A 23,478-nucleotide genomic window follows, 5' to 3' on the forward strand; every position below is an offset into this window, starting at 1 on the left:
TCATGAGCAACAACGAACCGAAGGCTGTCGTCGAGCTGAGCGCGAAGGACCTCACCGGTCCGGGCGTGATCTTCTGTCCGAACCCGAAGATGGCGCTGTGGAGCAACCACCCCAAGGTGTTCATCGACGTCGCGACGACCGGCGAAGGCCGCTGCCCGTACTGCGGCACGGCGTATCGCCTGAAGGCCGGCGAGAAGCTGCACGCCGGGCACTGAGGGAGCGACGATGCCCAGCGGCCTGCACGCGCTGACGCAGGCCGCGCTGCTGGAGCACCTCGATCGCGACGACGCCGCGTTCGCGCTGCGCCGCCTGGTCGCCGACGCGAGCAAGCACCTCGGCCTCGCCTGCGGGCTGCTCGCCGTCGCGCCCGACGGCCAGCCGCGCTGGACCACCGGCGCCGTGCCCGATGCCGCGGTGCGGCCCGGCACGCCGCTGGCGCGGCGCCACGAACCCTTCTTCGCCGACGGCTTCTGCTGGCTGCCGCTGTGGCGCATGGGCCAGTCGGTCGGCGCCTGGCTGCTGGCGGCCGAGCCTGCCGACGACCTGAACCACAGCGCGCGCGTGCTGCAGCCGCTGCTGCAGACGGCAGCCAGCCTGCTGCTGCGCGACCAGGCGGCGGCCGTCGGCCGGCCCGGCGGCAGCCAGGCGGAGTTGATCCGGGCCGCGCTGCGCGGGACCAGCACCTTCGTCTGGGAGTGGGACATCCGCACCGACCGATTCGCCGAAACCGATGAAGGCTTCGCGCAGCTCGGTTATCCGCCGCCGGAGGCCGGCGCCACGCAGCGCGACTGGGACGCGCTGATCCATCCCGACGACCTGGACGAGAACCACGAGGCCTACCTGCGCCATGCGCGCGGCGAGGTCTCGGTCTACGAAAGTGTCTACCGCGCGCGCGCCGCCGGTGGCCGCTGGCATTGGCTGCAAGAACGCGGCCGCATCATCGAGTGGGATGCCGAAGGGCAGCCATTGCGGATGGTCGGCATCCAGGCCGACATCACCGAGCACCGCGCCGCCGAGGAGGCCGCGGCGCAGGCGGCCGCGCGGCTGACGAAGATCGCCTCGCACGTGCCGGGCATGCTGTTCCAGTTCGTGCGCCGGCCCGACGGCAGCTCGCGCTTTCCGTACGTCAGCGAGCGCTGCGAGTCCCTGTTCGGCGTGCCGGCGGAGGCGATGTTGGAGGACGCGGCGGCGATGCTGCGGCGCATCGATTTCACCGACCGCGGGCTGATGCTCGACAGCATCGAGGCCTCGATGCGCGACCAGACGCCGTGGCAGCTGAGCTTTCGCATCCATCGCCGCGACGGCATGCTGCGCTGGATCCGCGGCAGCGCGACACCCCAGGCCGAGGCCGACGGCAGCTGCCTGTGGCACGGCTACTTCGAGGACGTCACCGAGGCGCTGACGGTCGAGCAGGCGCACCAGCAGCGCGCCGCGGCTGAAGCGGCCAACCGCGCGAAGACCGAGTTCCTGTCGCGCATGAGCCATGAGCTGCGCACGCCGCTGAACGCGGTGCTGGGCTTCGCGCAGCTGCTGGAGGTCGACAGCGCGACGACGCTGCCGCCGGAGCAACTGCGCCGCGTCACGCTGATCCGCGAGGCCGGTGAGCACCTGCTCGAGATGATCAACGACCTGCTCGACCTGACGATCATCGAAGCCGGCCGGCTGGCGCTGCAGACTGAAGCCGTGGCGCTCGACGGCCTGGTCGACGACTGCCTGTCGATGGTGCTGGCCGCGGCGCAGCAGGCCGGCGTCACGCTGCTGCACGAGCCCTTGCCGGCGCTGACGGTGCAGGGCGACCGCAAGCGTTTGCGCCAGGTGCTGCTGAACCTGCTGTCGAACGCGATCAAGTACAACCGTCGCGGCGGCCAGGTGCTGGTGCACTGCCTGCGGCTCGACGATGGCGCGGTCGCGCTGCGCGTGATCGACAGCGGCAGCGGGCTGACCGAGGCCGAGATCGGCCAGCTGTTCCAGCCCTTCAACCGCCTGTCGCACGCCCATGGGCCGATCGAGGGCACCGGCATCGGCCTGGCGGTGACGCAGGCGCTGGTCGCGTTGATGGGCGCGCGCATCGAGGTGGCGAGCCAGCCGGGCCAGGGCTCCACCTTCAGCGTGATCTGGCCGGCAGCGCTGGTTGGCGGCCTGGCGCTCTAGGTCTGGGCGCTGCCTCTAAAGCTGCAGCTTGCCGGCGAACACCACCGGCCCGGTCGGTGCGCCGGTCGGCGAGCCGCCGGGCGGCTCGACGCTGACGGCCAGCGCGGCGGTGTTCTTCCGGTCGAGCAGCGCCTGCGGCAGCTTGTCGCGGCGGATCACGGTCAGCCCGTCGGGCGAGATCAGGCCGAGCGAGCGCGGCGCGCCCTGCGGCGGCACGGCCCACAGCTCGAGCGTGCGGTTGACGTCCATCACCACAGGATGCACCGGCCGCGTGACCAGCGAGCGGCCGTCGCCGGAGACGCTGGCGACGAAGGTGCCGGGGCCGCTGGTGCCGGCCGGCGCGCCGTCGGCGGCCTGCAGCACGATGACGAGCGGCGGCGCCTGCGGCTGCGGGCTGGCCAGCAGCACGCCGAGGCCGACCGCGGCCACGGTCGCGAAGCCCGAGGCCGTGCGCCAGAAGCCGAGGCTGCGCCACCACGGCGCGGCTGCCGCGGCGGCCTGCGCAGGCTCGGCCGTCGGCCACAGCCGGCGCTCGATGCCCAGCCACGCCGACGCCGGCGCGGCCTGCGGCTCGACGGCCGCGGTCAAGGGCATCAGCCGATCGCGCCAGGCGTCGACCGCGGCGCGCAAGGCCGGATGGCCGGTCAGCAGCGCTTCGAAGCGCCGCCGCGCCGGCCCGCGCAAGGTGCCGGCGACGTATTGCGCGGCGAGCGCATCGGCGAGTTCGCGTCGGCCGTAGTCCATCAGTGCCGCCCGGCCGCCCGAAGGCACTGATGCGCCCCCTCGGGGGGCAGCGAACGAAGTGAGCGTGGGGGGGTCATCCTAGGTGCCTGCCACCGCGTCGCGCTGCGCTGCGCGTTCGAGGCAGCTCTTGAGTGTCATCAGCGCGCGCCGCACCCAGCTCTTCACGGTGCCGAGGGGCTCACGCAGCTGCTCGGCGACCTCGGCGTGCGACAAGCCGTCGAAGAAGGCCAGCGCGACGCTCTGGCGCTGCTGCGCCGACAAGCCCTGCATGCAGTGCGCGAGCTCGCGCGCATCGGCCGCCCGCTGCAGCAGCTCGGCGGGGCCGGGGCTGTCGTCGGCCAAACGCTGGTCGAGGTCGGGCCGGTCGTCGTCGTCATCGTCGGCGTGCACGCTTTCCAGCCGCGGCTGCGACTGCGCGCGGCGCAGGCTGTCGATCGCCTTGTTGCGGGCGATGTGCGTCAACCAGGTCAAGGGCTGCGACTGCTGCGCATCGAAGCTGCCGGCGGCCTTCCAGGCGCTGACATAGACCTCCTGCAGCAGGTCTTCGGCGATCGCGCGGTCGCGCTGGATGCGCAGCACCACGCCGAACAGGTGGGCGCTGGTCGCGTCGTAGAGCTGCTTGAAGGCCTGGCGATCGCCGAGCGCAGCGCGCGACAGCTGCTGCGCCAGCACGCGGCTCTTCTGGCTCCAATCTTCGGGGGCGGTCTTCATGGTCGGGGGCGGCGGGCCGATTCTGCCCGCGAGCAGGCGGGTTCATACAATCCGCGCCCATGCCGCGCGAACACGAATTCATCCTCACGCTGTCCTGCCGCGATCAGACGGGCATCGTCTATGCCGTCTCGGGGCTGCTGTTCCAGGCCGGTTGCAACATCATCGACTCGCAGCAGTTCGGCGACGTGCAGGGCGAGGACGCCACGGGCCTGTTCTTCATGCGCGTGCACTTCGCCGCGCCGCCGCACCTGGCCGACGCGGCGATGCTCGAGAACCTGTTCGCCCATGTGCGCGGCCAGTTCCAGATGGAGGCGCGCTTCCACGCCGTCGCGCAGCGCCCGCGCCTGCTGCTGATGGTCAGCCAGCACGGGCATTGCCTGAACGACCTGCTGTTTCGCGTCAAGAGCGGCCAGCTCGATGTCGACATCCTCGGCATCGTCTCGAACCACGCGACGTACGCGACGCTGGCCGACAGCTACGGCATCAGCTTCCACCACCTGCCGCTGCCCACCGGCAGCGATGCGGCGACCAAGCGCGCGCAGGAGCGCGAGATCGAGGCGATCGTCGAACGCGAGCGCATCGACCTGGTCGTGCTGGCGCGCTACATGCAGATCCTGAGCGCCGAGTTCTGCGGCGCGCTCAAGGGCCGCGCGATCAACATCCATCACAGCTTCCTGCCGAGCTTCAAGGGGGCCAAGCCGTACTTCCAGGCCCATGCGCGCGGCGTCAAGCTGATCGGCGCGACCGCCCACTACGTCACCGCCGACCTCGACGAGGGGCCGATCATCGAGCAGGATGTCGAGCGCGTCGACCATTCGCTGTCGGCCGAGGACTTGACGGCCGTCGGCCGCGACGTCGAAAGCGTCGTGCTGGCGCGCGCGGTGCGCTGGCATGTCGAGCGCCGCGTGCTGATGAACGGCCACAAGACCGTGGTTTTCCGCTAGAAGGCTGCCATGCCGCGCACCAAGCCGCCCGCTGTGTTGATGACCACGCCCGACGAGGTCGAGGCCCAGTTCTACGAGGCACTGCGCGAGGGCGACCTCGACAAGCTGATGGCGCTGTGGTCCGACGACGACGAGATCGTCTGCGTGCACCCCGGCGGCCCGCGCGTGATCGGCCCGCGCGCGGTGCGTGCGGCGTTCGAGGCGATCTTCGCCAGCGGCCGCATCGTCGCCCAGCCGGAGAAGGTGCACCGCGTGCAGCTGATGGACGCGGCCATGCACAACGTCGTCGAGCGCATCGAGATCGGCAACCCGAAGCAGGGTCGCCACGTCGCCTTCGTCGTCGCGACCAACGTCTACCACCGCACGACGCAGGGCTGGCGGCTGGTGGCGCACCACGCCAGCCCGGGCACCGATGTCGAGACGCCGGAGATCGCCGAAGCGCCCTCGACACTGCATTGACGACGATGGAGCGTTTTGCGGCACCGTGGTGGCTGCCGGGCGGCAACGCCCAGACGATCTGGCCGGCGCTGGTCTCACGGCGCCGCTCCGATGCCGCCGTGCCGGCGCTGCGGCGCGAGCGCTGGGACACGCCGGACGGCGACTTCATCGACGTCGACTTCGCCGACCCGCCGACGCCCGACGCGCCCTGGCTGGTGCTGTTCCACGGCCTCGAAGGCACGGTGCGCAGCCACTACGTCGGATCGTTCGCCGCCGCCGCTCGAGCCGGCGGCTGGGGTTTCGCGCTGCCGTACTTCCGCGGCTGCTCGGGCGAGCTCAACCGCGCGCCGCGCGGCTACCACTCGGGCGACCACGAGGAAGTGGGCTGGATCCTCGGCCGCCTGCGTGCGCGCAGCGCGGCGCCGCTGCGCGCCGTCGGCGTATCGCTCGGCGGCAATGCGCTGCTGCGCTGGGCCGAGGAAGCAGGAGAAGCGGCCGCGCCGGTGGCCGCCGCGGTCGCCGCGGTCTGCTCGCCGCTCGACCTGGCGGCGGTCGGCCGCGCGATCGGCCGCGGCTTCAACCGCCTGACCTACACGCGCATGTTCCTGCGCACACTGAAACCGAAGGCGCTGGCCAAGCTGGCGCAGCATCCGGGGCTGTTCGACCGCCAGCGCCTGCTCGCCGCGCGCGACCTGTACGAGTTCGACAACGTCTTCACGGCGCCGCTGCACGGCTTTCGCGACACCGATGACTACTATTCGCGGGCCTCGGCCAAGCCGCACCTGCGCCGCATCCGCATCCCCGCGCTGGTGTTGAACGCGCGCAACGATCCCTTCGTGCCGGCTGCCAGCTTGCCGCAGGCGCACGAGGTGTCGCGTTTCGTCACGCTGTGGCAACCGCCGCACGGCGGGCACGTCGGCTTTCCGGGCGGCCGCTTCCCGGGCCATGTGCTGACCCTTCCGGAAGCGGTGCTGGGCTGGATGCGGCACGTCACCTGAGCTAAGGTAAGCCGCATGGACGAGATCGTCTTGGCGGCGATGCGCAAGTGGCCCAACGTGCCGCATTGCTACGGCTGGCTGGCGCTCGATGCGCGCGGTGACTGGTATCTGCGGGACGAGCTGGCGCAGCGGGCTGGTCCCTTCCCGCGCATCAAGGGCAGCCGCATCGAGCACGACCGCTTCAAGACCTTCATCGGCCGCAACTACACCAGCGACGACGCCGGCCGCTGGTTCTTCCAGAACGGCCCGCAGCGCGTCTACGTGCAGCTCGAGGTCGCGCCGTGGATCTGGCGCCTCGAAGGGCCCGGCGAACGGCCGGCGATCACCAGCCATACCGGCAAACCGACTCAACTGCGCAGCGCCTGGCTCGACGACGACGGGCGCCTGTTCCTCGACACCACGCTCGGCTTCGGCCTCGTGCACAGCCAGGACATGGGCACCGCCGCGCAGGCCGTCGAGGCCTCGCAATGGACGCCGATGCCGCTGCGCTTCGACGACGCACCGGGCCGTTTCGGCTATCAACTCGATCCGCAGCAAGACGGCTCCTGACGGGCAGGGGCGCCTCGGCCCCGATCCGGATGCTTACGCAGCATCGGGGCAGCTGGATGCGGGCATGAAAAAAGCCGGCGCGCGGCCGGCTTCTTCGATGGGGGTGGGGCGGGCCTTACTTCGACGCACCCGCCGCGACGCTGGCGGCGGCGGCCGGGGGCTGCGGCTCGGCAAGACTTGCACCGGACTGGTTGGCCATGTAGACCACCGCGCGGCCGATCTCGACGTCGTTGAACTCGCCACCGCCTTGCGGCGGCATGCTGCCCTTGCCCTTCAGCGCCGCCTGCAGCAGCCCGGCGTAGCCGGCCTTCAGGCGCGGGCCCCAGGCCGCGGCATCGGCGAGCTTGGGTGCATTCAATGCGCCCGTGGCGTGGCAGCTGGCGCATTGCGCCTGGAAGACCTGGTCGCCGTTCTTCAATGCGGCCGGGTCGTTGACGTCCTTGACCTCGACCGAGCCGACCGGGCGGATGCGGCGGGCCACCGCTTCGGCCGACATGCCGTCGCTGCCCGCGCCGGACTTCGTGCCGAAGGCGACGAAGTTGGTCAGCATGATGATCACGACCACCGGCACGACGAACGAGGCGACGATCGTGACGATCAACTGCTTCGGGGTCTTGATCGGGCCTTCGTGAGGCGCATCGTGCGCCGCGTGGTCTTGGTGTTTTGAATGCTGGGCGTCGCTCATGGAATCCTCGTGCCGGGGCGGCGTTCTCGGGCGCCGGGGGCGGACCCCCGAGCAAAACCGGTCGATTATAACGAGCGGTCCGTGCCCGTCCGGGCTTGCACTAGAATGCCAGGCTCCATCGGCGCAGCGACCGTGGTGAAGTGGATATCATTGGGCCCTCCGAAGGCCTAGTCGCAAGTTCGATCCTTGCCGGTCGCGCCACCCCCCTCTCGGCTCCCGTTCGGGCCACCCCCTCCCACCTTGCCGTGGCAAAGCGTTCGCTCGCACGGGTGCGTGTGCGGCGTGGCGGTGCTGGTCGCGCTGCTGGCCGGCTGCGCCAGCGGGCCGGCGCCGAAGCCGGGGCCTGGCGTCTCGCCCCCATCGGCACCGGGAGCGGCCCGTGACGACCGCGATGGCCCTGGCCCCGAGCCACCGCCCGACCTGCATCGCGTGCCCGATGCCGAGCCGCGGCTCGAGACCCCGCGCAGCGGCGGGCCGAACAAGCCGTATGAAATGCTCGGCCAGAGCTACGAGCCGGCCAAGGGCGACCCGGCGCTGGTCGAGCGCGGTCTCGCGTCCTGGTATGGCCGCAAGTTCCACGGCCGGCCGACCGCCAGCGGCGAGACCTACAACATGTACGCGATGTCGGCCGCGCACAAGACGATGCCGATTCCCAGTTATGCGCGGGTGCGCAACCCGGCCAACGGGCGCGAGGTCATCGTGCGCATCAACGACCGCGGGCCCTTCCACCGCGGCCGCATCGTCGACCTGAGCTACACCGCGGCGCTCAAGCTCGGCGTGCTGAACGGCATCGCGCCGGTCGAGCTCGAGCGCATCACCTACGAGGCGATTCGAACCGGCAGCTGGCGCCGCGCGGAGGCCGACACGGCGCTCGCTGCGGCCGTGCCGCCCCCGAACGACACCGTGCCGGCGACAGCAGCAGTTGCGCCCGACATCCGGCCGGCGCAGGAGATGGCCGCGGCGACGCCGGCCTCGACCACCGCGCTGACCCCGGCCGCCCGCGGCTTCTGGCTGCAGCTCGGCGCCTTTCGCCAGCGCGAAGGAGCCCTCGAGCTGCAACGCGAGGTGCAGCGCCGGGTCGATTGGCTTGCGCCGCTGCTCGCGGTGTTCGGCGAGCGCAGCCTGCACCGCCTGCAGGCGGGGCCGTACACCAGTCGCGACGAAGCGAACCAGGTCGCCGAGCGGCTGCGCGAGGTGTTGCAGCTGTTGCCGTTGATCGTCGAACGACGCTAGGCCGCCCCATCGCGGCTGGGCCGCGGGCCCTTCGTTTGCTGCAGCGGCCACTGGTGTCAGCCTTTGTCAGTGACTTGCGGGCCGCGGGCCTTGCGGGCATGCTGCGCCGAACCTCGAAGGAGCCGCGCTTGGGTCGCCCGATCGAATTGCCGCTGCAGGCCGCATTGCCCCCGTGTGAAACGCTGGGGCCCGAGTTCGCGCGCGTGCGGGCGCTGTCGGCGACGCTGACCGAGGGCCTCGATGCCGAGGACCAGGCGCTGCAGTCGATGCCCGATGCCAGCCCGACCAAGTGGCATCTGGCGCACACCAGCTGGTTCTTCGAGACGCTGTTGCTGCGGCCCCATGCGGCCGGCTACCACGCGCACGATGCGCGTTATGCGCTGCTGTTCAATTCGTACTACGAGGCGCTGGGGCCGCGCCATCCGCGGCCGCAGCGCGGGATGTTGAGCCGGCCGACGCTGGCCGAGGTCTGGGCCTACCGGCGCCATGTCGACGCTGCCGTGCAGCACTTCATCGAGTGCGCGTCGCCGGCCGCGTGGAGCGCCGCCGCGCCGATCCTCGCGCTCGGTCTGCAGCACGAGCAACAGCACCAGGAGCTGATGCTGACCGACCTGCTGCACGCGTTCTCGCTGAACCCGCTGGCGCCGGCCTGGCGCGGCGGCGTCGTGCCCGCCAGCGGCACGGCCGAGCCGCTGCGCTGGCACGGCCTGGATCCCGGCCTGGTCGAAATCGGCCACGACGGTGCCGGCTTCGCCTTCGACAACGAGCTGCCGCGCCACCGTGTCTTCGTCGCGCCGTTCGAGCTCGCGAATCGGCTGGTCAGCAATGCCGACTACCGCGACTTTATCGACGACGGCGGCTACCGCCGGCCGGCGCTGTGGTTGTCCGACGGCTGGGCGCTGGCGCAGGCGCAGGGCTGGCACGCGCCGCCGTACTGGCAGCCCGACGACGACGGCGGCTGGCGCCAGTTCACGCTGCACGGCTTGCAGGCCATCGATCCGGCGGCGCCGGTGTGCCACCTGTCGGCCTACGAAGCGGCCGCCTACGCGGCCTGGGCCGGGGCGCGGCTGCCGACCGAGTTCGAGTGGGAGACCGCCGCACGACATTCATCGACGGACGCTTCAATGACACGTTATCAGCTCGACCGCATGCTGCCGCAGCCGTCGCCGGGCCTGCTCGGCGAAGCCTGGCAGTGGACCTCGTCGGCTTATGCGCCGTACCCGGGCTTTCGGCCGCTGGCCGGGCCGGCGGCGGAGTACAACGGCAAGTTCATGGTCAACCAGCTGGTGCTGCGCGGCGGCAGCTGCGCGACGCCGCCGGGCCATGCGCGGGTCAGCTACCGCAACTTCTTCCCGGCTGCGGCGCGCTGGCAGTTCAGCGGGCTGCGGCTGGCGCGCGACGCCCGATGAATGCGGTCACCGACCCCTGGGTGCGCCACCCGCTGGCGATCGCGCTGCTCGAGGGCTTGCGGCACCGGCCGCGCGCGGTGGCGCCGAAGTACTTCTACGACGCGGCCGGCTCGGCGCTGTTCGACCGCATCTGCGAGCTGCCCGAGTACTACCCTACGCGCACCGAGACCGCGCTGCTGGCCGCGCATGCGCACGAGATGGCCGAGTGCATCGGACCGGCGGCGGAGCTGGTCGAATACGGCGCCGGCTCGCTGCGCAAGATCCGGCTGTTGCTGGCGGCGCTGCAGCGCCCGGCGCGCTACCTGCCGATCGATTTGTCGGCCGAACACCTGCAGTGGCATGCGCAGCAGCTGGCCGAGGATCACCGCGACCTGCCGGTGCAGCCGCTGGTCGCCGATTTCGCCGCCGACATCGTGCTGCCGCCGATGCTGCCGGCAGCGCGCCGCCGCGTCGGCTTCTTTCCCGGCTCGTCGATCGGCAACTTCACGCCCGACGAAGCGCGTGCCTTCCTGCAGCGCAGCGCCCGCGACCTGCGCGGCGGCGGCCTGCTGATCGGTGTCGATCTGGTCAAGGACCCGGCGCTGCTGCACCGCGCGTACAACGATGACGCCGGCGTCACGGCAGCCTTCAACAAGAACCTGCTGGCGCGCGCGAATCGCGAGCTCGGCGCCAATTTTGATCTCGACGGATTTCATCACTACGCGTTCTACGACCCGGTGGCCCAGCGCATCGAGATGCACCTGGTCAGCGCGCGGCGCCAGGTCGTGCGGCTGTGCGGCGAGTCCTTCGTGTTCGAGCAGGGCGAGACGCTGCACACCGAGATCTCCTGCAAGTACACGGTCGATGGTTTCCGTTCGCTCGCGCACAGCGCGGGTTGGCGGCCGCAGGCGGTTTGGGTCGATCCGCAGCAGCTGTTCAGCGTGCACTGGCTGGCGGCGCAGAGCTGAGTCGTTCGGCCGCGACAATCGCGGCGCGCTTCACACCGCGTTTACCGATGCGCGGCATGCTGCCGCGCCGTGATGACTCGATCCGCCGCCGTGCCGCTCCTTCGCCTGCTTGCCGCCGTGCTCGGCGCCGGCGTCGCCCGTGTTGCGCTGGCGCAGACCCCCGCCGCACCGGCACCGGCGGCGTCGGCCGCGTCGGCCCCGGCGGCACGCACGCAGCAGGTGGAAGTCATCGGCAACACCGGCGCCGACAGCAACGCCGACCGCCGGCGCTCCACCGCCTCGCGCATCGTCTACGGCCGCGAGGAGATCGACCGCATGGGCGACGCGACCCTCGGCGAGGTGCTCAAGCGCCTGCCCGGCGTCACGCTCGGCGGACCGCCCGGCCGCGGCGGGCAGATCCGCATGCGCGGCATGGGCGGCGGCTACACGCAGATCCTGATCGACGGCCAGCGCATGCCGTTCGGCTTCTCGCTCGACTCGATCGCCCCGGAGCAGATCGAGCGCATCGAGATCATGCGTGCGCCGGTCGCCGAGCACGGCGCGCGGGCGATCGCCGGCACGATCAACGTGATCATGCGCGAGGACTTCAAGCGCCAGGCCAATGACGTCAAGCTCAGCGGCGGTTTCGAGCACGACCGGCCGCAGGGCGGTGTCAACTGGATCTACAGCGGGCAGAACGACAAGCTCGGCTACAACCTGACAGCCACCGCCTTCCGCAACCAGCAGGGCAGTGACAGCCGCGGCGTCACGCGGCGCTTCGACGCTGCGGGACAGCACGTGCTCGAGGAGCTCGGCCAGCAGCGCAGCCGGGACCGGCGCCAGGGCGTTTTCATGACCTCGCGCCTGCAGTTCCGGCTCGCGCCCGGTGAATCACTCGATCTGCAGCCGTTCCTCAGCCTGATGAACAGCCGCGGCAGCGATGACGGAACGCTGCAGCAGACGCTGGCCTCGGGCCAGTTGCCGAGCGGCGTCGACCCGCTGCCGTACACCCGCGCGCACGCCGACAGCAGCGGCCGCAACCGCATGGCGCGGCTGAACGGCACGTGGATGAAGCCGACTGGCAGCGGCGGCCGATTGCAGCTGCGCTTCGGCAGCATGCTGGCGACGAATCAGAGCCGCTCGCGCCGGCAGGAATTCGACGATGCCGACGGGCGCGATCATCTGCGCGAGGACGACAGCGCGCAGCGCGACCTGTCGATCGATCTCAACGGCAAGTACTCGCAGCTGCTTGCCGAGCGCCACAGCGTCTCCGCCGGCTGGGAGCTGCAGCGCGGCGAGCGCCGCGACCGCCGCCGCACCGAGCGCGACGGCGTCGCGCTGTTCCCGGAGTACGGAGACAACCTCGAAGCGCGCACGCTGCGGCTGGCCGGCTACGTGCAGGACGAATGGGACTGGAGCAAGACCTTCTCGTTCTACGCCGGCCTGCGCTGGGAAGGCATCGAGACACGCAGCGACTCCGCGCTCGACCAACTGCGCAACCGCAGCAGCGTGCTGACGCCGCTGCTGCACATGGTGTGGAAGCTGCCCGACGCGCCGCGCGACCAGATCCGCCTCGGACTGACGCGCAGCTACCGGGCGCCGAACACCTCGGACCTGCTCGCGCGGCCGCAGCCGACGCTGCGGCCGAACAGCGAGACCAACCCGGACCGCGCCGGCAACCCGGCGCTGAAGCCCGAGCTCGCCTGGGGGCTGGACTTGGGCCTAGAGCACTACCTCGACGCCGGCGGCATCGTCAGCGCCAATGTCTTCATGCGCCGCATCGACAACCTGATCCGCCGCGTGACGAGCCTGGAGCCGGCCGGCGATCCGGCACGGCAGCGCTTCGTCTCGCGGCCGCAGAACATCGGCGGCGCCCTGTCGGCGGGCCTCGAGCTCGAGGGCAAGGCGCGCGCATCGGACCTCTGGGCCACCGAGCTGCCGCTGTCGCTGCGGGGCAACCTGAGCCTGCTGTGGTCGCGTGTCGACGGCGTGCGCGGGCCGAACAACCGGCTCGACCAGCAGCCGCGCTTCACCGCGAATGTGGGCTTCGACCTGCCGCTGCGCGGCTCGCCGCTGACGGTCGGCGGCAACCTGAACTACACGCCGGGCTTCGAGATTCAGCAGCTCGACGAGCGCGCATACCGGCAGGGCCGCAAGCGCGTACTCGACGGCTATGCGCTGTGGCGCTTCAACCCGTCGGCGAGCGCTCGGCTGTCGGTGTCCAACGCCGCACCGCTCGACTTTGAAACCGGCAGCACCGTGCTGCTCGACGCAGGCGGCTGGCAGACGCAGGACAGCGTGGGCCGCAGCTACGCCACGGTGACCCTGCGCGCCGAGCTGCGTTTCTGAAGGTGCCAACAAATACCGGCCGGGGTGTCGGATCGCTTTACATCAGAAACAACTAGAAACACATAGGTCCTTGAATTGTCAGGATCTGTTGATCTGGCATGGGTCGTGCAAGGGTTCCCCCGAGGGCGCCGTCCGGCGGCCCGAACCCGCTACTTCACGGAGTTTCCATGCAGCGTATTTCCACGGTCGGCCGCGTTCTCAAGGCCGCGGTGCTGGCCAGCGCCTTTGCCCTTGCCGGCGGTGCCCAAGCCGCCCTGCTGACCGCCACCGACACGACGCCCGGTGCGTTCGATGCCAGCTCCGGCACCCGCACCTTCACGCTCGGCGCCGGCTCGATCACCGACGTCAACATCGCGATCACCTTCTCGAAGTGCGACGATCCGTCGAACACCGATGGCGGCCGCTGTGCAGGCGCCGGCTTCTCGTTCAACTCGGAAATCGTCTTCCGTCTGACCAGCCCGAACGGCACGATCGTCAACCTCGTCAGCGCCGGCACCTATGGCGGCGAGACCCCGGGCAGCGGCGAGCAGACCGTGTTGTTCGACGACGAAGCGGCGACCACCGTCGGCGGCGACAGCGTCGTGTCGGGCAGCTTCAAGCCGGTGGGCCTGCTGTCGTCGATGGACGGCGCGGATGCGGCCGGCAACTGGACCCTGTTCATCCAGGACACCGTCTTCCAGGACCCGCTGAACTACTTCAGCGCCACGCTGTCGGTCACCACCAGCGATGTGCCGGAACCGGCGTCGCTGGCGCTGGTCGGCGCCGCGCTGCTGGGCCTGGCCGGAGCCAAGCGCCGCAAGGCCGCCTGATGGCGTGACGGCCGGCGCTTCGGCGCCCCGTCCCGATGACGAAGGCCGCGTCTCGACGCGGCCTTCGCCTTTGTGGGCCACGACGTTCAGCGGCCACCGCTGACGTCCATCAACGCGCCCGTCGTGTAGCTCGCCTCGTCCGACAGCAGCCAGGCGATGGCCGCGGCGACCTCGTCGGCGCGGCCCGGCCGCTGCATCGGGATCAGCTCGGCGGATTTCTGCGGCCGTGCGCGGTCACCGCTGGCGGCATGGATGTCGGTGTCGATGATGCCCGGGCGCACCGCGTTGACGCGCACGCCCTCGGCCGCCAGCTCGCGCGCCAGGCCGATCGTGAACGTGTCGATCGCACCTTTGCTGGCCGCATAGTCGACGTACATCGCCGGCCCGCCCAGCACGGCGGCGATGCTCGAGACGTTGACGATCGCGCCGCCCGCGCCGCCGTGGCGGATGCTCATGCGGCGCACCGCCTCGCGGCTGCACAGCAGCGTTCCGATCACGTTGGTGTCCATCATCCGGCGCCAGCGCGCGACGTCCATCTCGTCGAGCCGCGCCTTCATCGCGACGATGCCCGCGTTGTTGACCAGGCCGGCGAGCCGCCCGGCTTCGGCATCGAGGCGCTCGAACATCGCCAGCACTTGGCGCTCGTCGCCGACATCGGCCTGCACGGTGAACGCACGCCGGCCCAGCGAGCGCAGCTGCTCGGCGACGCCCTCGGCCGATGCGGCATCACGCTGGTAGTTGATCACGACATCGAAGCCGCGCCGGGCGACGGCGAGCGCGGTCGCGGCGCCGATGCCGCGGCCGCCGCCGGTGATCAGGATCGTCATCGGAGTCATCGGACGATTGTGCGGCTTCGGTACAGTGGTCGGTTCCGAACCGGGAACCCTCCAGCCATGTCGCTCCGTCGCCGCACCCTGATCGCCGCCACGCCGGCACTGCTCGCCGCACCCGCGCTGCTGCACGCGCAGGCGCTCGAAAAACCGAAGCTGACGCTGGCCGTCGGCGGCAAGAACCTGCTGTACTACCTGCCGCTGACGATCGCCGAGCAGCTCGGCTACTTCAAGGCCGAGGGGCTCGAGGTGCAGATCGTCGACTTCGCGGGCGGCTCGCAGGCGCTGCGCGCGCTGATCGGCGGCAGCGCCGATGTCGTCAGCGGCGCCTTCGAGCACACGGTGAACATGCAGGCCAAGGGCCAGCGGCTGCGCGCCGTCGTGCTGATGGGCCGTGCGCCGCAGATCGTGCTCGGCGTCAATCCGAAGACGATGCCGAACTTCAAGACGGTGGCCGACCTGAAGGGCAAGAAGATCGGCGTCACCGCGCCCGGCAGCTCGACCAACGTGATGGCGAACTTCGTGCTCGCGAAGGCGGGCCTGAAGCCGGGCGACGTCAGCATCATCGGCGTCGGTGCCGGCAACGGCGCGGTCGCCGCGATGCGCTCGGGCCAGATCGACGCGATCTCGAACCTCGACCCGGTGATCTCGCTGCTGCAGCGCTCGAACGACCTGAAGATCGTCTCCGACACGCGCATCGTCGCCGAGGCCGACAAGGTCTTCGGCGGGCCGATGCCGGCCGGATGCCTGTACCTGCCGCAGACCTTCATCGACAAGCATCCGCGCACCGTGCAGGCGCTGGTCAACGCGATCGTGCGCGCCGACAAATGGGTGCAGGCGGCCGGCCCGGGCGAGATCATCAAGACGGTGCCCGAGAGTTACCTGCTCGGCGACCGCGCGGTCTACATCGATGCCTTCCTCGCGGCCAAGGGCGCGCTGTCGCCCGACGGGATGTTTCCCGAGGCGGGGCCCGAGACCGCGCGCCGCGCGCTCGCGAGCATCGATGCCGAGATCGCCAAGGCGGCGCTGGACCTGAAGGCGGTCTACACCAACGACTTCGTCAAGGTCGCCAACAGCAAGTACCCGAAGGGCTGATGGCCGCCGCCGTGCCACCGGCCTTGCGGCTGGCCGATGTGCGCTGCACCTTCGTCGCGCGCGACGATCCCGGCCAGCGCTACACCGCTGTCGACCAGGTGTCGCTGGCGGTCGGCGCCGGCGAGTTCGTCTCGGTGGTCGGTCCGACCGGCTGCGGCAAGAGCACGCTGCTGAACGTCGCGGCCGGGCTGCTGATGCCCAGCAGCGGCACCGTCGAGGTGTTCGGTGAGCCGTTGCAGGGGCTGAACCGGCGCGCCGGCTACATGTTCCAGACCGAAAGCCTGATGCCGTGGCGCAGCGCGCTGGCCAACGTGTCGGCGGGCCTGGAGTTCCGCGGCGTGCCGCCGGTCGAGGCGCGCACGCAGGCCGAGGCCTGGCTGCGTCGCGTCGGCCTCGGCGGCTTCGGTGATCGCTATCCGCACCAGCTTTCCGGCGGCATGCGCAAGCGCACCAGCCTCGCGCAGGTGCTGGTGCTCGACCCGGACATCATCCTGATGGACGAGCCGTTCTCGGCGCTCGATATCCAGACGCGGCAGCTGATGGAGAACGAGGTCCTTGCGCTGTGGCAGCAGAAGAAGAAGGCCGTGCTCTTCATCACCCACGACCTCGACGAAGCCATCGCGATGAGCGACCGCGTGGTCGTGATGAGCGCCGGCCCGGCGTCGCGGCCGATCGGCGAGTTCGCGGTCGACCTGGCGCGGCCGCGCGACGTCGCCGAAGTGCGGTCGACGCCCCGTTTCATCGAGATCCACAACGCGATCTGGGCCGTGCTGCGGGACGAGGTCTTGAAGGGTTATCGGCAGCAGCTTCAGATGAAGGGCGCGTGAACCATGTGGCAGGCCCTGAAACCGAATCGGCGCAACCTTCGCGTGTGGCAGGTCGGCCTGCTGGTGGCAGTGTTCGCGCTGTGGCATGCGCTGACGACGCCCGGGCTGCTGCCGAATGTCGTGTTCGAGAACGATCAACAGGCGGCCTTCTTCTTCGGCGAGCCGCTGAAGGTCTTCGGCCGCATCTGGAAGTGGTTCCTCGTCGATGCGGACATCTACGCGCACCTGTGGGTCACGTTGATCGAGACCGTGCTGGCGTTCGGCTTCGGCGCCGTCTTCGGCCTCGGCGCCGGGCTGTGGCTGGCTCTGCAGCCGATGGCCAGCGCGCTGCTGGAGCCCTACATCAAGGCGCTGAACTCGATGCCGCGCATCATCCTCGCGCCGATCTTCGCGGTCTGGTTCGGGCTCGGCATCGCCAGCAAGGTCGCGCTCGGCGTCACGCTGGTCTTCTTCATCGTCTTCTTCAACGTCTACCAGGGCGTCAAGGAGGTGAGCCCGGTGATCCTGGCCAACGCGCGCATGCTGGGCGCGTCGCAGCGCCAGTTGCTGCGCCATGTCTACCTGCCGAGCGCGACGAGCTGGGTCTTCAGCTCGCTGCACAGCAGCGTCGGGCTGGCCTTCGTCGGCGCGGTGGTCGGGGAATATCTGGGCTCGGCCAGCGGCGTCGGCTACCTGATCCACCAGGCCGAGGGCGTGTTCGACATCAACACCGTGATGGCCGGCATCCTGGTGCTGACCGGCTTCGCGCTGGCGCTCGATGCCGCGGTGGGCCGCATCGAACGCAAATTGATGAAGTGGCAGCCGCGCGCGGGCGAGACCGAGAAGCTCTAAGGAGGGCCGGTTGACCACCCCTGAGCCGGCGTCACATCCCGCAGAGCTTGCGGAAGGGTCCCAGCACCGCCTCGCCGCGGAAGGGCTTGACGATCCAGCCGTTGACACCGATGTCCTTGCCGCGTGCACGCATGCCGGCGTTGTCTTCGGTGGTGAGCATGACGATGCGCACGGCGGTGTTGCCGAGGTCCTTGCGGATCATCTCGGCCATCGTCAACCCGTCCATGTTGGGCATGTTGATGTCGCTCACCACGAGGCGGATGTCGGGGTCGTTTTGCAGCTGGCGCAGGCCGTCGCGACCGTCGTGGGCGATGGCGACTTCGAAGCCGTTCTGCGACAGGAAGGTGGAGACGATCCCGCGCATCGTGCTGGAATCGTCGACAACGAGAACCTGGGCCATGGTCGGCGTTCCGGTCAGAAGAGCTCGAGCTCGCCGGTCGCCGCGATGGCCGCGGGGTGAGCAAACTCGGCGAAGGCCTCGGCTTCGAACAGCAGGTTGAAGATGAAGCGCTGCACGATGATCAGCGGCCGCTGCCGCGGACGCTTCGGGTCGGTCAGCCGGTAGCGGATGCACAGCTGCGGGTCTTGCGAACCGAACGAGATGTACTTCTGCTCGTGGTTGATGACGATCGGCACCTGCGTCTGCTGGTTGGCGAAGGCCTGAGGCGGGATGTAGCGGTTCTTGAACGCGCCCCAGATCAGGTTGGTGGTTTCGCCCAACAGGTTGTTCAGCTCGCGAAAGCCCAGGTCGCCGCCGACGCCTTCATAGCCCATGCCCTGGGCCATGCCCTGGCGCAGCGCGCCCTCCTCGGTCTGCAGCATCATGTAGCCGCGGCACCAGGTGCTTTCCAGCGCGATCAGCGTCGACACCTGGCCGTAGATGATGCGGTCGTGCACCACGTAGGGCGGCTCGTGCTCGACCTCGGCATTCGGGAAGCTCGAGCGCAGCGCATGCAGCGACAGGTCGAGGATGCCTTGCACCAGCACCGTCGGGTAGCGCAGGCCGAAGAGGCTGCGCTCGACATGCGCGCGCAGCGGCGCCATGTCGTCGCTGGGCCAGGGGTGGGTGGCGGCACGGGCCTCGGCGGCGTTCAGCGCGCGCGACGAGGTGCGGCGCAGAAAGATCGGCAGCTCCGGCCGCTGCCGGTGCAAGGCGATCGCCAGCTTCAGGCTGTCGGGTCCGTCGCAAGGCAGATCCTCGGCCAGCAGCACACCGGCCAGGTCCTTGTGCTGCGCCAGCGCATCCATCGCATCCGCGGCGGCGCAGGGAACGGTCACCAGGCCCAGCGCTTCGCAGAGCTCCAGCAGCCGCGGGTAGTGCAGCACGTCATGCTCGAGCAGCAGGACCTTGGCGGCGAGGAATGTCGGTTCGACCATCGGCATCGCTGGTCTATCGGCCGGGCCGTCGCCGGACTTGAGAGCTCCCTACAAGCTGCGCGCGCCGACTGTCTACTTCGAAACAGGAAACGCGAACTCGGCGCCCTTGCCGATGCTCTCGCTCCAGCGCTGCATCACGCTCTTCTGCTTGGTGTAGAAGCGCACGCCCTCTTCGCCGTAGGCGTGCATGTCGCCGAACAGGCTGCGCTTCCAGCCGCCGAAGCCGTGCCACGCCATCGGCACCGGGATCGGCACGTTGATGCCGACCATGCCGACCTGCACGCGGCGCGAGAACTCGCGCGCGATGCTGCCGTCGCTGGTGAAGCACGAGACGCCGTTGCCGTATTCGTGATCGTTGACCAGCTTCACGGCCTCGGCGAAGTCGTGCGCCCGCACGCAGGACAGCACCGGGCCGAAGATCTCTTCCTTGTAGATGCGCATCGCCGGCGTCACGTGGTCGAACAGCGTGCCGCCGGTGAAGAAGCCGTCTTCCAGGCCGGGCACTGTCAGGCCGCGGCCGTCGACGACCAGCTTGGCGCCTTCTTCGATGCCCGTGGCGATGTAGCCCTCGATGCGCTGCTTCGCCTCGCGCGTGACGATCGGGCCCATCTCGGCCGCCAGGTCCATCGGGTTCGCGACCTTCAGCGCCCTGGCGCGCTCGGCCAGCTTCGGCACGATCTTGTCGGCGACGTCGCCGACCAGCACCGCGACCGAGATCGCCATGCAGCGCTCGCCGGCCGAGCCGTAGGCGCTGCCGATCAGCGCATCGACGGCCTGCTCGATGTCGGCATCGGGCATCACGACCATGTGGTTCTTCGCGCCGCCCAGCGCCTGAACGCGCTTGCCGTGCTGCGCGCCGGTCTCGTAGATGTACTGGGCGATCGGCGTCGAGCCGACGAAGCTCAGTGCCTTGACGTCGGGGTGCGTCAGCAGCGCGTCGACGGCGATCTTGTCGCCCTGCACGACGTTGAACACGCCGTCGGGCAGCCCGGCTTCCTTCAGCAGCTCGGCCATGAACAGCGAGGGCGACGGATCACGCTCGCTGGGCTTCAGGATGAAGGCATTGCCGGTGGCCAGCGCGAGCGGGAACATCCACAGCGGCACCATGCACGGGAAATTGAACGGCGTGACGCCGGCGACGACGCCCAGCGGCTGGCGCAGCGTCCAGTTGTCGATGCCGGTCGAGACCTGGTCGGTGAAGTCGCCCTTCAGCAGCTGCGGCGCGCCGCAGGCGAATTCGACGATGTCGATGCCGCGCGAGACTTCGCCCTGCGCGTCGGTGAAGACCTTGCCATGCTCGGCGCTGATCATCGCGGCCAGCGTGTCGCGGTGCTGGTTCAGCAGTTGCAGGAAGTTGTTCAGCACGCGGGCGCGGCGGATCGGCGGCGTCTGGCTCCAAGCAGGGAAGGCGGCCTTCGCAACGGCGACTGCGGCCGCCACCTCGTCGGCCGATGCCAGCGCCACCTGGCGCGCGACGCGACCGGTGGACGGGTTGTAGACCGCCTGCTGGCGGCCGGAGCTGCCGGCGAAACGCTGGCCGCCGATGAAGTGGCCGACGTCGGTGGTGGCGGTGAAGGCTTCCGGGGCACCCATGGCGCTGTCTCCTGCGTGTGATTCGGGGATCGAAGCGGGCAGTCTAGGCCGCGCTCCCGGCGCGCGCTAGGCGCCCGGGGCTGGATTCATTGTTCAGAACGGCGAACAATGCCGGCTCCGAATCGAGAACAGCTGCCGTGGACGAACGCCGCGTCGAGACCCTGTGGTCGCACCTGCATTGGCTGACGGTGCTCGGCACCGCCGGCAGCTTCACCGCCGCCGCGCAGCGCCTGGCCGTCAGCAAGGCGGCGATGAGCGCGCGCATCGCCGAGCTCGAACGTGCCGCCGGCGTGCCGCTGGTGCGGCGCACGACCCGCAGCGTGCGGCTGACCGAAGCGGGGCAGCAGCTGGTCGATGCGACGCGGGGCGCCTTCGAGGACATCGGCACTGCCTTCGCCGGCATCAAGGACCTGGCGGCCGCACCGCGCGGACTGCTGCGGCTGACCGCGCCGGTGGCGCTGGCACGCCAGCAGATCGTGCCGCGGCTGCCGGAGTTCCTGCGCGCGCATCCGGAGGTGCGCATCGAGCTCGACCTGTCGGACCGGCTGGTCCCGCTGGCGCAGGAAGGCTTCGATCTGGCGATCCGCCACACGCACGCGCCTCCGGAGACGCATGTCGCGTGGACGCTGTGCACGACGCGCTCCGTGCTGGTCGCGAGCCGTGCTTACCTGCGCCGGCGCGGCACGCCGGCCGAGCCCGCCGACCTGGCGCAGCATGACTGCCTGCACTACCTGCGTGCCGGCGAGGCGTCGGCCTGGCAGCTGGTGCCCCAGGCCCAGGGGCGTCGCGCGGCGAAGGTGACGGTGCCGGTGTCGGGCCCTTTTGTCGCCAACAACAGCGAGGCGCTGCGCGAAGCGGCGCAAGGCGGGCTGGGCATCGCGCTGCTGCCGGACTTCAGCGCGCAGGCGGCGCTGGCCGCCGGCCGGCTGGTGGAAGTGCTGCCGGGATGGCAGCCGGTCGGCAGCTTCGGCGAGCACCTCTACGCGATCCGGCCCTACAGCCCCTACGTTCCGCGCGCGGTGCAGGCGCTGGTCGGCTACCTGCGTGAGTCCCTGCGCGAGGGCTTCGGCGTTTCCTAGGTCGGCGGCGGGTCCGGGCGAGCGAACAGCGCGACGGCGCTGCGGCGGATGTCCTGCTTGATCGCCTGCCAGCCGGCGTCGGACTGGACCTCGAGCCCGCCGAAGATGCGGATGCGGCGCGCGCGCAGCAGCAGGTACTGCACGCCGGCGACCAGCAGCAGCGTCAACGTGCGCAGCTCTGGCCGCTCGGCCAGTGCCCGGCCGGCGAGCACGCGGGCTGCCTCTTCACCCCAGGCTTCGCGCTCGGCTTCGAGCACGGCGGTCAAGGCGTTGCGCTCGAGCACCTCGGCGGCGAGGATCTCGATCGTCAGCGGCCGCGCGCGCAGGCCGTCGATGAAGTGCTCGAAGAAGGCCGCCCAGCGTTCGGCCTCGGGGCGCGCCAGCAGGGTCTGCGGATCGTCGCCGAGCAGCTCGTCGATGCGCGGCCAGAAGCGCCCGCTGGCACCCCAGGCCTGCAGCAGCTCGGGCAGCCCGCCGAAGTAGCGGTAGATCAACACCTTGTCGACGCCGGCCTCGCGCGCGATCGCGTTGACGCCGATCGCGGCGAAGCCTTCGCGCGCCAGCACTGTGCCGACGGCGCCCAGGATGCGCTGCTCGGTCGCGCTGCGGTCGCGCGGTGTGCGGGCGGATTCGCTCATGACGTCGATTGTGGCGGCCGGCGGGGTGGCCTCACGCCTGCCGGATCAGGCTGTCGAGCGGCCGACGTGGGGCCGGCGCGACCGCGTCGCAGTAGCCGATGCGGCTGAGCATCTGCACGGTGATCGAGCCGTCGTCGCGGCCGATCAGCAGCCGGTGCAGCGCGTCGTAGTGCGGCTTCATCTCCGGAAACTCCTGCGGCGCCTGGCTCATCGGATGCATCTGCAGGCCGAGCGCCGTCGCCGCGAGCTGCTGGCGCACGAAGGCGCGGCCGGCCCAGACCTCGGCGCTGCGCGTGTGGCCGGGCGCGGCCTCGGTCGTCAGCCAGACGAAGCCCATCGCGGTGCGGCTGTGCTCGGCGAAGGTGTTCACGACCTGTTCGAAGGTGCGGCTGCCCGGCACCGGCGCTTCGCTGCGGTCGAACAGGCCGAGCGCGGTCGCCGCGCGCGGCACCAGGCCATTGATGCTGATGCCGTCGCGGTGACGGCGGATCTCGTCCGGGCCGATGCGCATCAGGCGCGCGCTCTCGAGCGCGGTGCGCGGCGTGCCGACCTCGACCCGCGCCGCGGCCAGGCACAACGCGCGCAGGCGCTCCAGCGGCTGCGCCTGCAGCGTGTGGCCGCAGCGCAGGCCGGCCGGTGCATCGGCCGGCAGCGCATCGAGCAGCGCCGCGACATGCGCCGGATTCACCGGCCGCGTGGTGTCGAAGGGCCGCTTCGCCGTATGGCGGCGAAGGATCTGCGCGAACAGCGGGTCCTTCGCCGGCGCGCTGGCCGACGTTTCCCAGTGCACCCGCGCGACCGGCCGATCGTCGAGCGTGCGCGGCGCGAATTCGCCCTGGGGAAACAGCTGCAGCTGCGGCGCCAGCCCGCGTTCGCGCAGCGCGATCAACAGCAGCTCGACGAAGGTGCCCTGGCTGACGACGATCTGCCGGAACCACGGATCGGTCTCCGGCAGCAGGCGCTGGCGGTCGACGTGCAGGCTGATGGCGTTCGGTTCGCGCAGGTCGACGAGCCAGGGCTGCCGGTTGTGCGAGTTCGGCGCGAGCAGCGCATGCGCCAGCGCCCAGCGGCGCACATCGGGCTCGTCGCCCGGGCCGGCCCAGGCGGCAAGCGCCTCGTCAGGCAGGGCGGTTGAACAGCCGGCCAGCGTGGAACCGAGGACACCACCGCCCACCAGGCGGATGAAACCACGACGTTGCATCGAGCGCTCCAGGTCACTAGAAGGTGACATTAGGATAGTCACTAGTTGGTGACAATGCAAG

At 70.4% G+C, this 23,478-nt stretch carries 24 protein-coding genes and 1 tRNA gene; 16 read left to right on the top strand and 9 right to left on the bottom strand.

The genetic code is table 11. The features are described from left to right. The first annotated feature begins 2 nt into the window (after nucleotides 1-2). Together HLB44_RS21275 and HLB44_RS21280 are read left to right on the top strand one after the other, a co-directional pair. Entirely contained in the window at nucleotides 3-215 is a 213-nt protein-coding gene (locus HLB44_RS21275; protein ID WP_173126598.1) for a zinc-finger domain-containing protein, read from the top strand. A 10-nt stretch (nucleotides 216-225) separates the two neighbouring features. Further along, entirely contained in the window at nucleotides 226-2,151 is a 1,926-nt protein-coding gene (locus HLB44_RS21280; RefSeq protein WP_173126601.1) for a sensor histidine kinase, read from the top strand. 15 nt (nucleotides 2,152-2,166) lie between these two features. Here HLB44_RS21280 and HLB44_RS21285 read toward each other — a convergent pair whose 3' ends face one another. Beyond that, a complete protein-coding gene (locus HLB44_RS21285) occupies nucleotides 2,167-2,895 on the bottom strand; it encodes an anti-sigma factor (protein ID WP_173126603.1) in 729 nt (242 codons plus the stop codon). A gap of 78 nt (nucleotides 2,896-2,973) precedes the next feature. After that, the gene (locus HLB44_RS21290) at nucleotides 2,974-3,606 is read right to left on the bottom strand and encodes a sigma-70 family RNA polymerase sigma factor (protein ID WP_173126607.1); all 633 of its coding nucleotides are present in this window, start codon (nucleotides 3,604-3,606) and stop codon (nucleotides 2,974-2,976) included. A gap of 59 nt (nucleotides 3,607-3,665) precedes the next feature. Here HLB44_RS21290 and purU point away from each other — a divergent pair, with 59 nt between their 5' ends. From purU to HLB44_RS21310, 4 genes are read left to right on the top strand one after another with little or no spacing between them, the layout of a single operon-like run. After that, on the top strand, nucleotides 3,666-4,550 hold the full coding sequence (gene purU / locus HLB44_RS21295; protein WP_173126610.1) for a formyltetrahydrofolate deformylase: 885 nt from the start codon (nucleotides 3,666-3,668) through the stop codon (nucleotides 4,548-4,550). Nucleotides 4,551-4,559: 9 nt separating this feature from the next. Then, nucleotides 4,560-5,009: a YybH family protein gene (locus HLB44_RS21300; protein ID WP_173126613.1), complete on the top strand. Its 450-nt coding sequence runs from the start codon at nucleotides 4,560-4,562 to the stop codon at nucleotides 5,007-5,009. Nucleotides 5,010-5,014: 5 nt separating this feature from the next. Then, nucleotides 5,015-5,986 carry a YheT family hydrolase gene (locus HLB44_RS21305; protein WP_173126616.1) on the top strand — a complete coding sequence of 324 codons (972 nt, stop codon included), beginning with the start codon at nucleotides 5,015-5,017 and terminating at the stop codon, nucleotides 5,984-5,986. 15 nt (nucleotides 5,987-6,001) lie between these two features. Beyond that, nucleotides 6,002-6,535: a DUF2946 family protein gene (locus tag HLB44_RS21310; RefSeq protein WP_173126618.1), complete on the top strand. Its 534-nt coding sequence runs from the start codon at nucleotides 6,002-6,004 to the stop codon at nucleotides 6,533-6,535. Nucleotides 6,536-6,650: 115 nt separating this feature from the next. Here HLB44_RS21310 and HLB44_RS21315 read toward each other — a convergent pair whose 3' ends face one another. Further along, on the bottom strand, nucleotides 6,651-7,220 hold the full coding sequence (locus HLB44_RS21315) for a c-type cytochrome (RefSeq protein ID WP_173126621.1): 570 nt from the start codon (nucleotides 7,218-7,220) through the stop codon (nucleotides 6,651-6,653). 126 nt (nucleotides 7,221-7,346) lie between these two features. Here HLB44_RS21315 and HLB44_RS21320 point away from each other — a divergent pair. The 6 genes from HLB44_RS21320 to HLB44_RS37400 all read left to right on the top strand — a co-directional run bounded on the left by HLB44_RS21320 (nucleotide 7,347) and on the right by HLB44_RS37400 (nucleotide 13,946). Further along, nucleotides 7,347-7,421, top strand: a tRNA-Arg gene (locus HLB44_RS21320). A 39-nt stretch (nucleotides 7,422-7,460) separates the two neighbouring features. Then, on the top strand, nucleotides 7,461-8,453 hold the full coding sequence (locus HLB44_RS21325) for a septal ring lytic transglycosylase RlpA family protein (RefSeq protein WP_173126624.1): 993 nt from the start codon (nucleotides 7,461-7,463) through the stop codon (nucleotides 8,451-8,453). 128 nt (nucleotides 8,454-8,581) lie between these two features. Next, the gene (egtB, locus tag HLB44_RS21330; protein WP_425500838.1) at nucleotides 8,582-9,862 is read left to right on the top strand and encodes an ergothioneine biosynthesis protein EgtB; all 1,281 of its coding nucleotides are present in this window, start codon (nucleotides 8,582-8,584) and stop codon (nucleotides 9,860-9,862) included. Further along, nucleotides 9,859-10,809 (top strand): L-histidine N(alpha)-methyltransferase, encoded by a 951-nt coding sequence (gene egtD / locus HLB44_RS21335; protein ID WP_173126630.1) that lies wholly within the window; start codon nucleotides 9,859-9,861, stop codon nucleotides 10,807-10,809. Before egtB ends, egtD begins: the two co-directional genes overlap by 4 nt. A gap of 90 nt (nucleotides 10,810-10,899) precedes the next feature. Then, nucleotides 10,900-13,137: a TonB-dependent receptor domain-containing protein gene (locus HLB44_RS21340; RefSeq protein WP_173126633.1), complete on the top strand. Its 2,238-nt coding sequence runs from the start codon at nucleotides 10,900-10,902 to the stop codon at nucleotides 13,135-13,137. A 167-nt stretch (nucleotides 13,138-13,304) separates the two neighbouring features. Continuing rightward, entirely contained in the window at nucleotides 13,305-13,946 is a 642-nt protein-coding gene (locus tag HLB44_RS37400; protein WP_173126636.1) for a PEP-CTERM sorting domain-containing protein, read from the top strand. A gap of 86 nt (nucleotides 13,947-14,032) precedes the next feature. Here HLB44_RS37400 and HLB44_RS21350 read toward each other — a convergent pair whose 3' ends face one another. Next, complete coding sequence (locus tag HLB44_RS21350) at nucleotides 14,033-14,782, bottom strand: SDR family oxidoreductase (protein ID WP_173126639.1); 750 nt, start codon at nucleotides 14,780-14,782, stop codon at nucleotides 14,033-14,035. Between the two features lie 57 nt (nucleotides 14,783-14,839). Here HLB44_RS21350 and HLB44_RS21355 point away from each other — a divergent pair, with 57 nt between their 5' ends. From HLB44_RS21355 to HLB44_RS21365, 3 genes are read left to right on the top strand one after another with little or no spacing between them, the layout of a single operon-like run. Then, nucleotides 14,840-15,871: an ABC transporter substrate-binding protein gene (locus tag HLB44_RS21355; RefSeq protein ID WP_173126642.1), complete on the top strand. Its 1,032-nt coding sequence runs from the start codon at nucleotides 14,840-14,842 to the stop codon at nucleotides 15,869-15,871. Next, nucleotides 15,871-16,698 carry an ABC transporter ATP-binding protein gene (locus HLB44_RS21360; RefSeq protein WP_173126644.1) on the top strand — a complete coding sequence of 276 codons (828 nt, stop codon included), beginning with the start codon at nucleotides 15,871-15,873 and terminating at the stop codon, nucleotides 16,696-16,698. Before HLB44_RS21355 ends, HLB44_RS21360 begins: the two co-directional genes overlap by 1 nt. A 3-nt stretch (nucleotides 16,699-16,701) precedes the next feature. After that, nucleotides 16,702-17,529 carry an ABC transporter permease gene (locus HLB44_RS21365; RefSeq protein ID WP_173126647.1) on the top strand — a complete coding sequence of 276 codons (828 nt, stop codon included), beginning with the start codon at nucleotides 16,702-16,704 and terminating at the stop codon, nucleotides 17,527-17,529. Nucleotides 17,530-17,560: 31 nt separating this feature from the next. Here HLB44_RS21365 and HLB44_RS21370 read toward each other — a convergent pair whose 3' ends face one another. The 3 genes from HLB44_RS21370 to HLB44_RS21380 form a co-directional block, all read right to left on the bottom strand. Next, nucleotides 17,561-17,929 (bottom strand): response regulator, encoded by a 369-nt coding sequence (locus HLB44_RS21370; protein ID WP_173126650.1) that lies wholly within the window; start codon nucleotides 17,927-17,929, stop codon nucleotides 17,561-17,563. Between the two features lie 14 nt (nucleotides 17,930-17,943). After that, on the bottom strand, nucleotides 17,944-18,912 hold the full coding sequence (locus tag HLB44_RS21375) for a chemotaxis protein CheX (RefSeq protein ID WP_173126653.1): 969 nt from the start codon (nucleotides 18,910-18,912) through the stop codon (nucleotides 17,944-17,946). 66 nt (nucleotides 18,913-18,978) lie between these two features. Continuing rightward, on the bottom strand, nucleotides 18,979-20,499 hold the full coding sequence (locus tag HLB44_RS21380; RefSeq protein ID WP_173126656.1) for a CoA-acylating methylmalonate-semialdehyde dehydrogenase: 1,521 nt from the start codon (nucleotides 20,497-20,499) through the stop codon (nucleotides 18,979-18,981). A 137-nt stretch (nucleotides 20,500-20,636) separates the two neighbouring features. Between HLB44_RS21380 and HLB44_RS21385 the strand changes: the two genes are divergently transcribed. Continuing rightward, complete coding sequence (locus HLB44_RS21385; RefSeq protein ID WP_173126658.1) at nucleotides 20,637-21,578, top strand: LysR substrate-binding domain-containing protein; 942 nt, start codon at nucleotides 20,637-20,639, stop codon at nucleotides 21,576-21,578. Here the strand turns inward: HLB44_RS21385 and HLB44_RS21390 are convergent. Further along, nucleotides 21,575-22,216, bottom strand: a complete 642-nt coding sequence (locus HLB44_RS21390) for a TetR/AcrR family transcriptional regulator (protein ID WP_173126661.1) — start codon at nucleotides 22,214-22,216, stop codon at nucleotides 21,575-21,577. The genes HLB44_RS21385 and HLB44_RS21390 overlap by 4 nt on opposite strands. Before the next feature lie 31 nt (nucleotides 22,217-22,247). Beyond that, entirely contained in the window at nucleotides 22,248-23,417 is a 1,170-nt protein-coding gene (locus tag HLB44_RS21395) for an Acg family FMN-binding oxidoreductase (RefSeq protein WP_173126664.1), read from the bottom strand. Nucleotides 23,418-23,478: the final 61 nt, after the last annotated feature.

The sequence above is a fragment of the Pseudaquabacterium terrae genome, assembly GCF_013266755.1.
In the GTDB taxonomy this organism is placed as follows: Bacteria; Pseudomonadota; Gammaproteobacteria; order Burkholderiales; family Burkholderiaceae_C; genus Pseudaquabacterium; species Pseudaquabacterium terrae.

Excerpts from the sequence above, each read along its gene's own strand:
- HLB44_RS21310 (WP_173126618.1), top strand. The coding sequence starts at position 6,002 with ATGGACGAGATCGTCTTGGCGGCGATGCGCAAGTGGCCCAACGTGCCG.
- HLB44_RS21355 (WP_173126642.1), top strand. The coding sequence starts at position 14,840 with ATGTCGCTCCGTCGCCGCACCCTGATCGCCGCCACGCCGGCACTGCTC.
- HLB44_RS21350 (WP_173126639.1), bottom strand. The coding sequence starts at position 14,782 with ATGACTCCGATGACGATCCTGATCACCGGCGGCGGCCGCGGCATCGGC.
- HLB44_RS21360 (WP_173126644.1), top strand. The coding sequence starts at position 15,871 with ATGGCCGCCGCCGTGCCACCGGCCTTGCGGCTGGCCGATGTGCGCTGC.
- HLB44_RS21390 (WP_173126661.1), bottom strand. The coding sequence starts at position 22,216 with ATGAGCGAATCCGCCCGCACACCGCGCGACCGCAGCGCGACCGAGCAG.
- HLB44_RS21290 (WP_173126607.1), bottom strand. The coding sequence starts at position 3,606 with ATGAAGACCGCCCCCGAAGATTGGAGCCAGAAGAGCCGCGTGCTGGCG.
- HLB44_RS21305 (WP_173126616.1), top strand. The coding sequence starts at position 5,015 with ATGGAGCGTTTTGCGGCACCGTGGTGGCTGCCGGGCGGCAACGCCCAG.
- HLB44_RS21275 (WP_173126598.1), top strand. The coding sequence starts at position 3 with ATGAGCAACAACGAACCGAAGGCTGTCGTCGAGCTGAGCGCGAAGGAC.
- HLB44_RS21300 (WP_173126613.1), top strand. The coding sequence starts at position 4,560 with ATGCCGCGCACCAAGCCGCCCGCTGTGTTGATGACCACGCCCGACGAG.
- HLB44_RS21280 (WP_173126601.1), top strand. The coding sequence starts at position 226 with ATGCCCAGCGGCCTGCACGCGCTGACGCAGGCCGCGCTGCTGGAGCAC.
- HLB44_RS21285 (WP_173126603.1), bottom strand. The coding sequence starts at position 2,895 with ATGGACTACGGCCGACGCGAACTCGCCGATGCGCTCGCCGCGCAATAC.
- egtD (WP_173126630.1), top strand. The coding sequence starts at position 9,859 with ATGAATGCGGTCACCGACCCCTGGGTGCGCCACCCGCTGGCGATCGCG.
- HLB44_RS21395 (WP_173126664.1), bottom strand. The coding sequence starts at position 23,417 with ATGCAACGTCGTGGTTTCATCCGCCTGGTGGGCGGTGGTGTCCTCGGT.
- HLB44_RS21370 (WP_173126650.1), bottom strand. The coding sequence starts at position 17,929 with ATGGCCCAGGTTCTCGTTGTCGACGATTCCAGCACGATGCGCGGGATC.
- HLB44_RS21365 (WP_173126647.1), top strand. The coding sequence starts at position 16,702 with ATGTGGCAGGCCCTGAAACCGAATCGGCGCAACCTTCGCGTGTGGCAG.
- HLB44_RS21375 (WP_173126653.1), bottom strand. The coding sequence starts at position 18,912 with ATGCCGATGGTCGAACCGACATTCCTCGCCGCCAAGGTCCTGCTGCTC.
- HLB44_RS21380 (WP_173126656.1), bottom strand. The coding sequence starts at position 20,499 with ATGGGTGCCCCGGAAGCCTTCACCGCCACCACCGACGTCGGCCACTTC.
- purU (WP_173126610.1), top strand. The coding sequence starts at position 3,666 with ATGCCGCGCGAACACGAATTCATCCTCACGCTGTCCTGCCGCGATCAG.
- HLB44_RS37400 (WP_173126636.1), top strand. The coding sequence starts at position 13,305 with ATGCAGCGTATTTCCACGGTCGGCCGCGTTCTCAAGGCCGCGGTGCTG.
- HLB44_RS21315 (WP_173126621.1), bottom strand. The coding sequence starts at position 7,220 with ATGAGCGACGCCCAGCATTCAAAACACCAAGACCACGCGGCGCACGAT.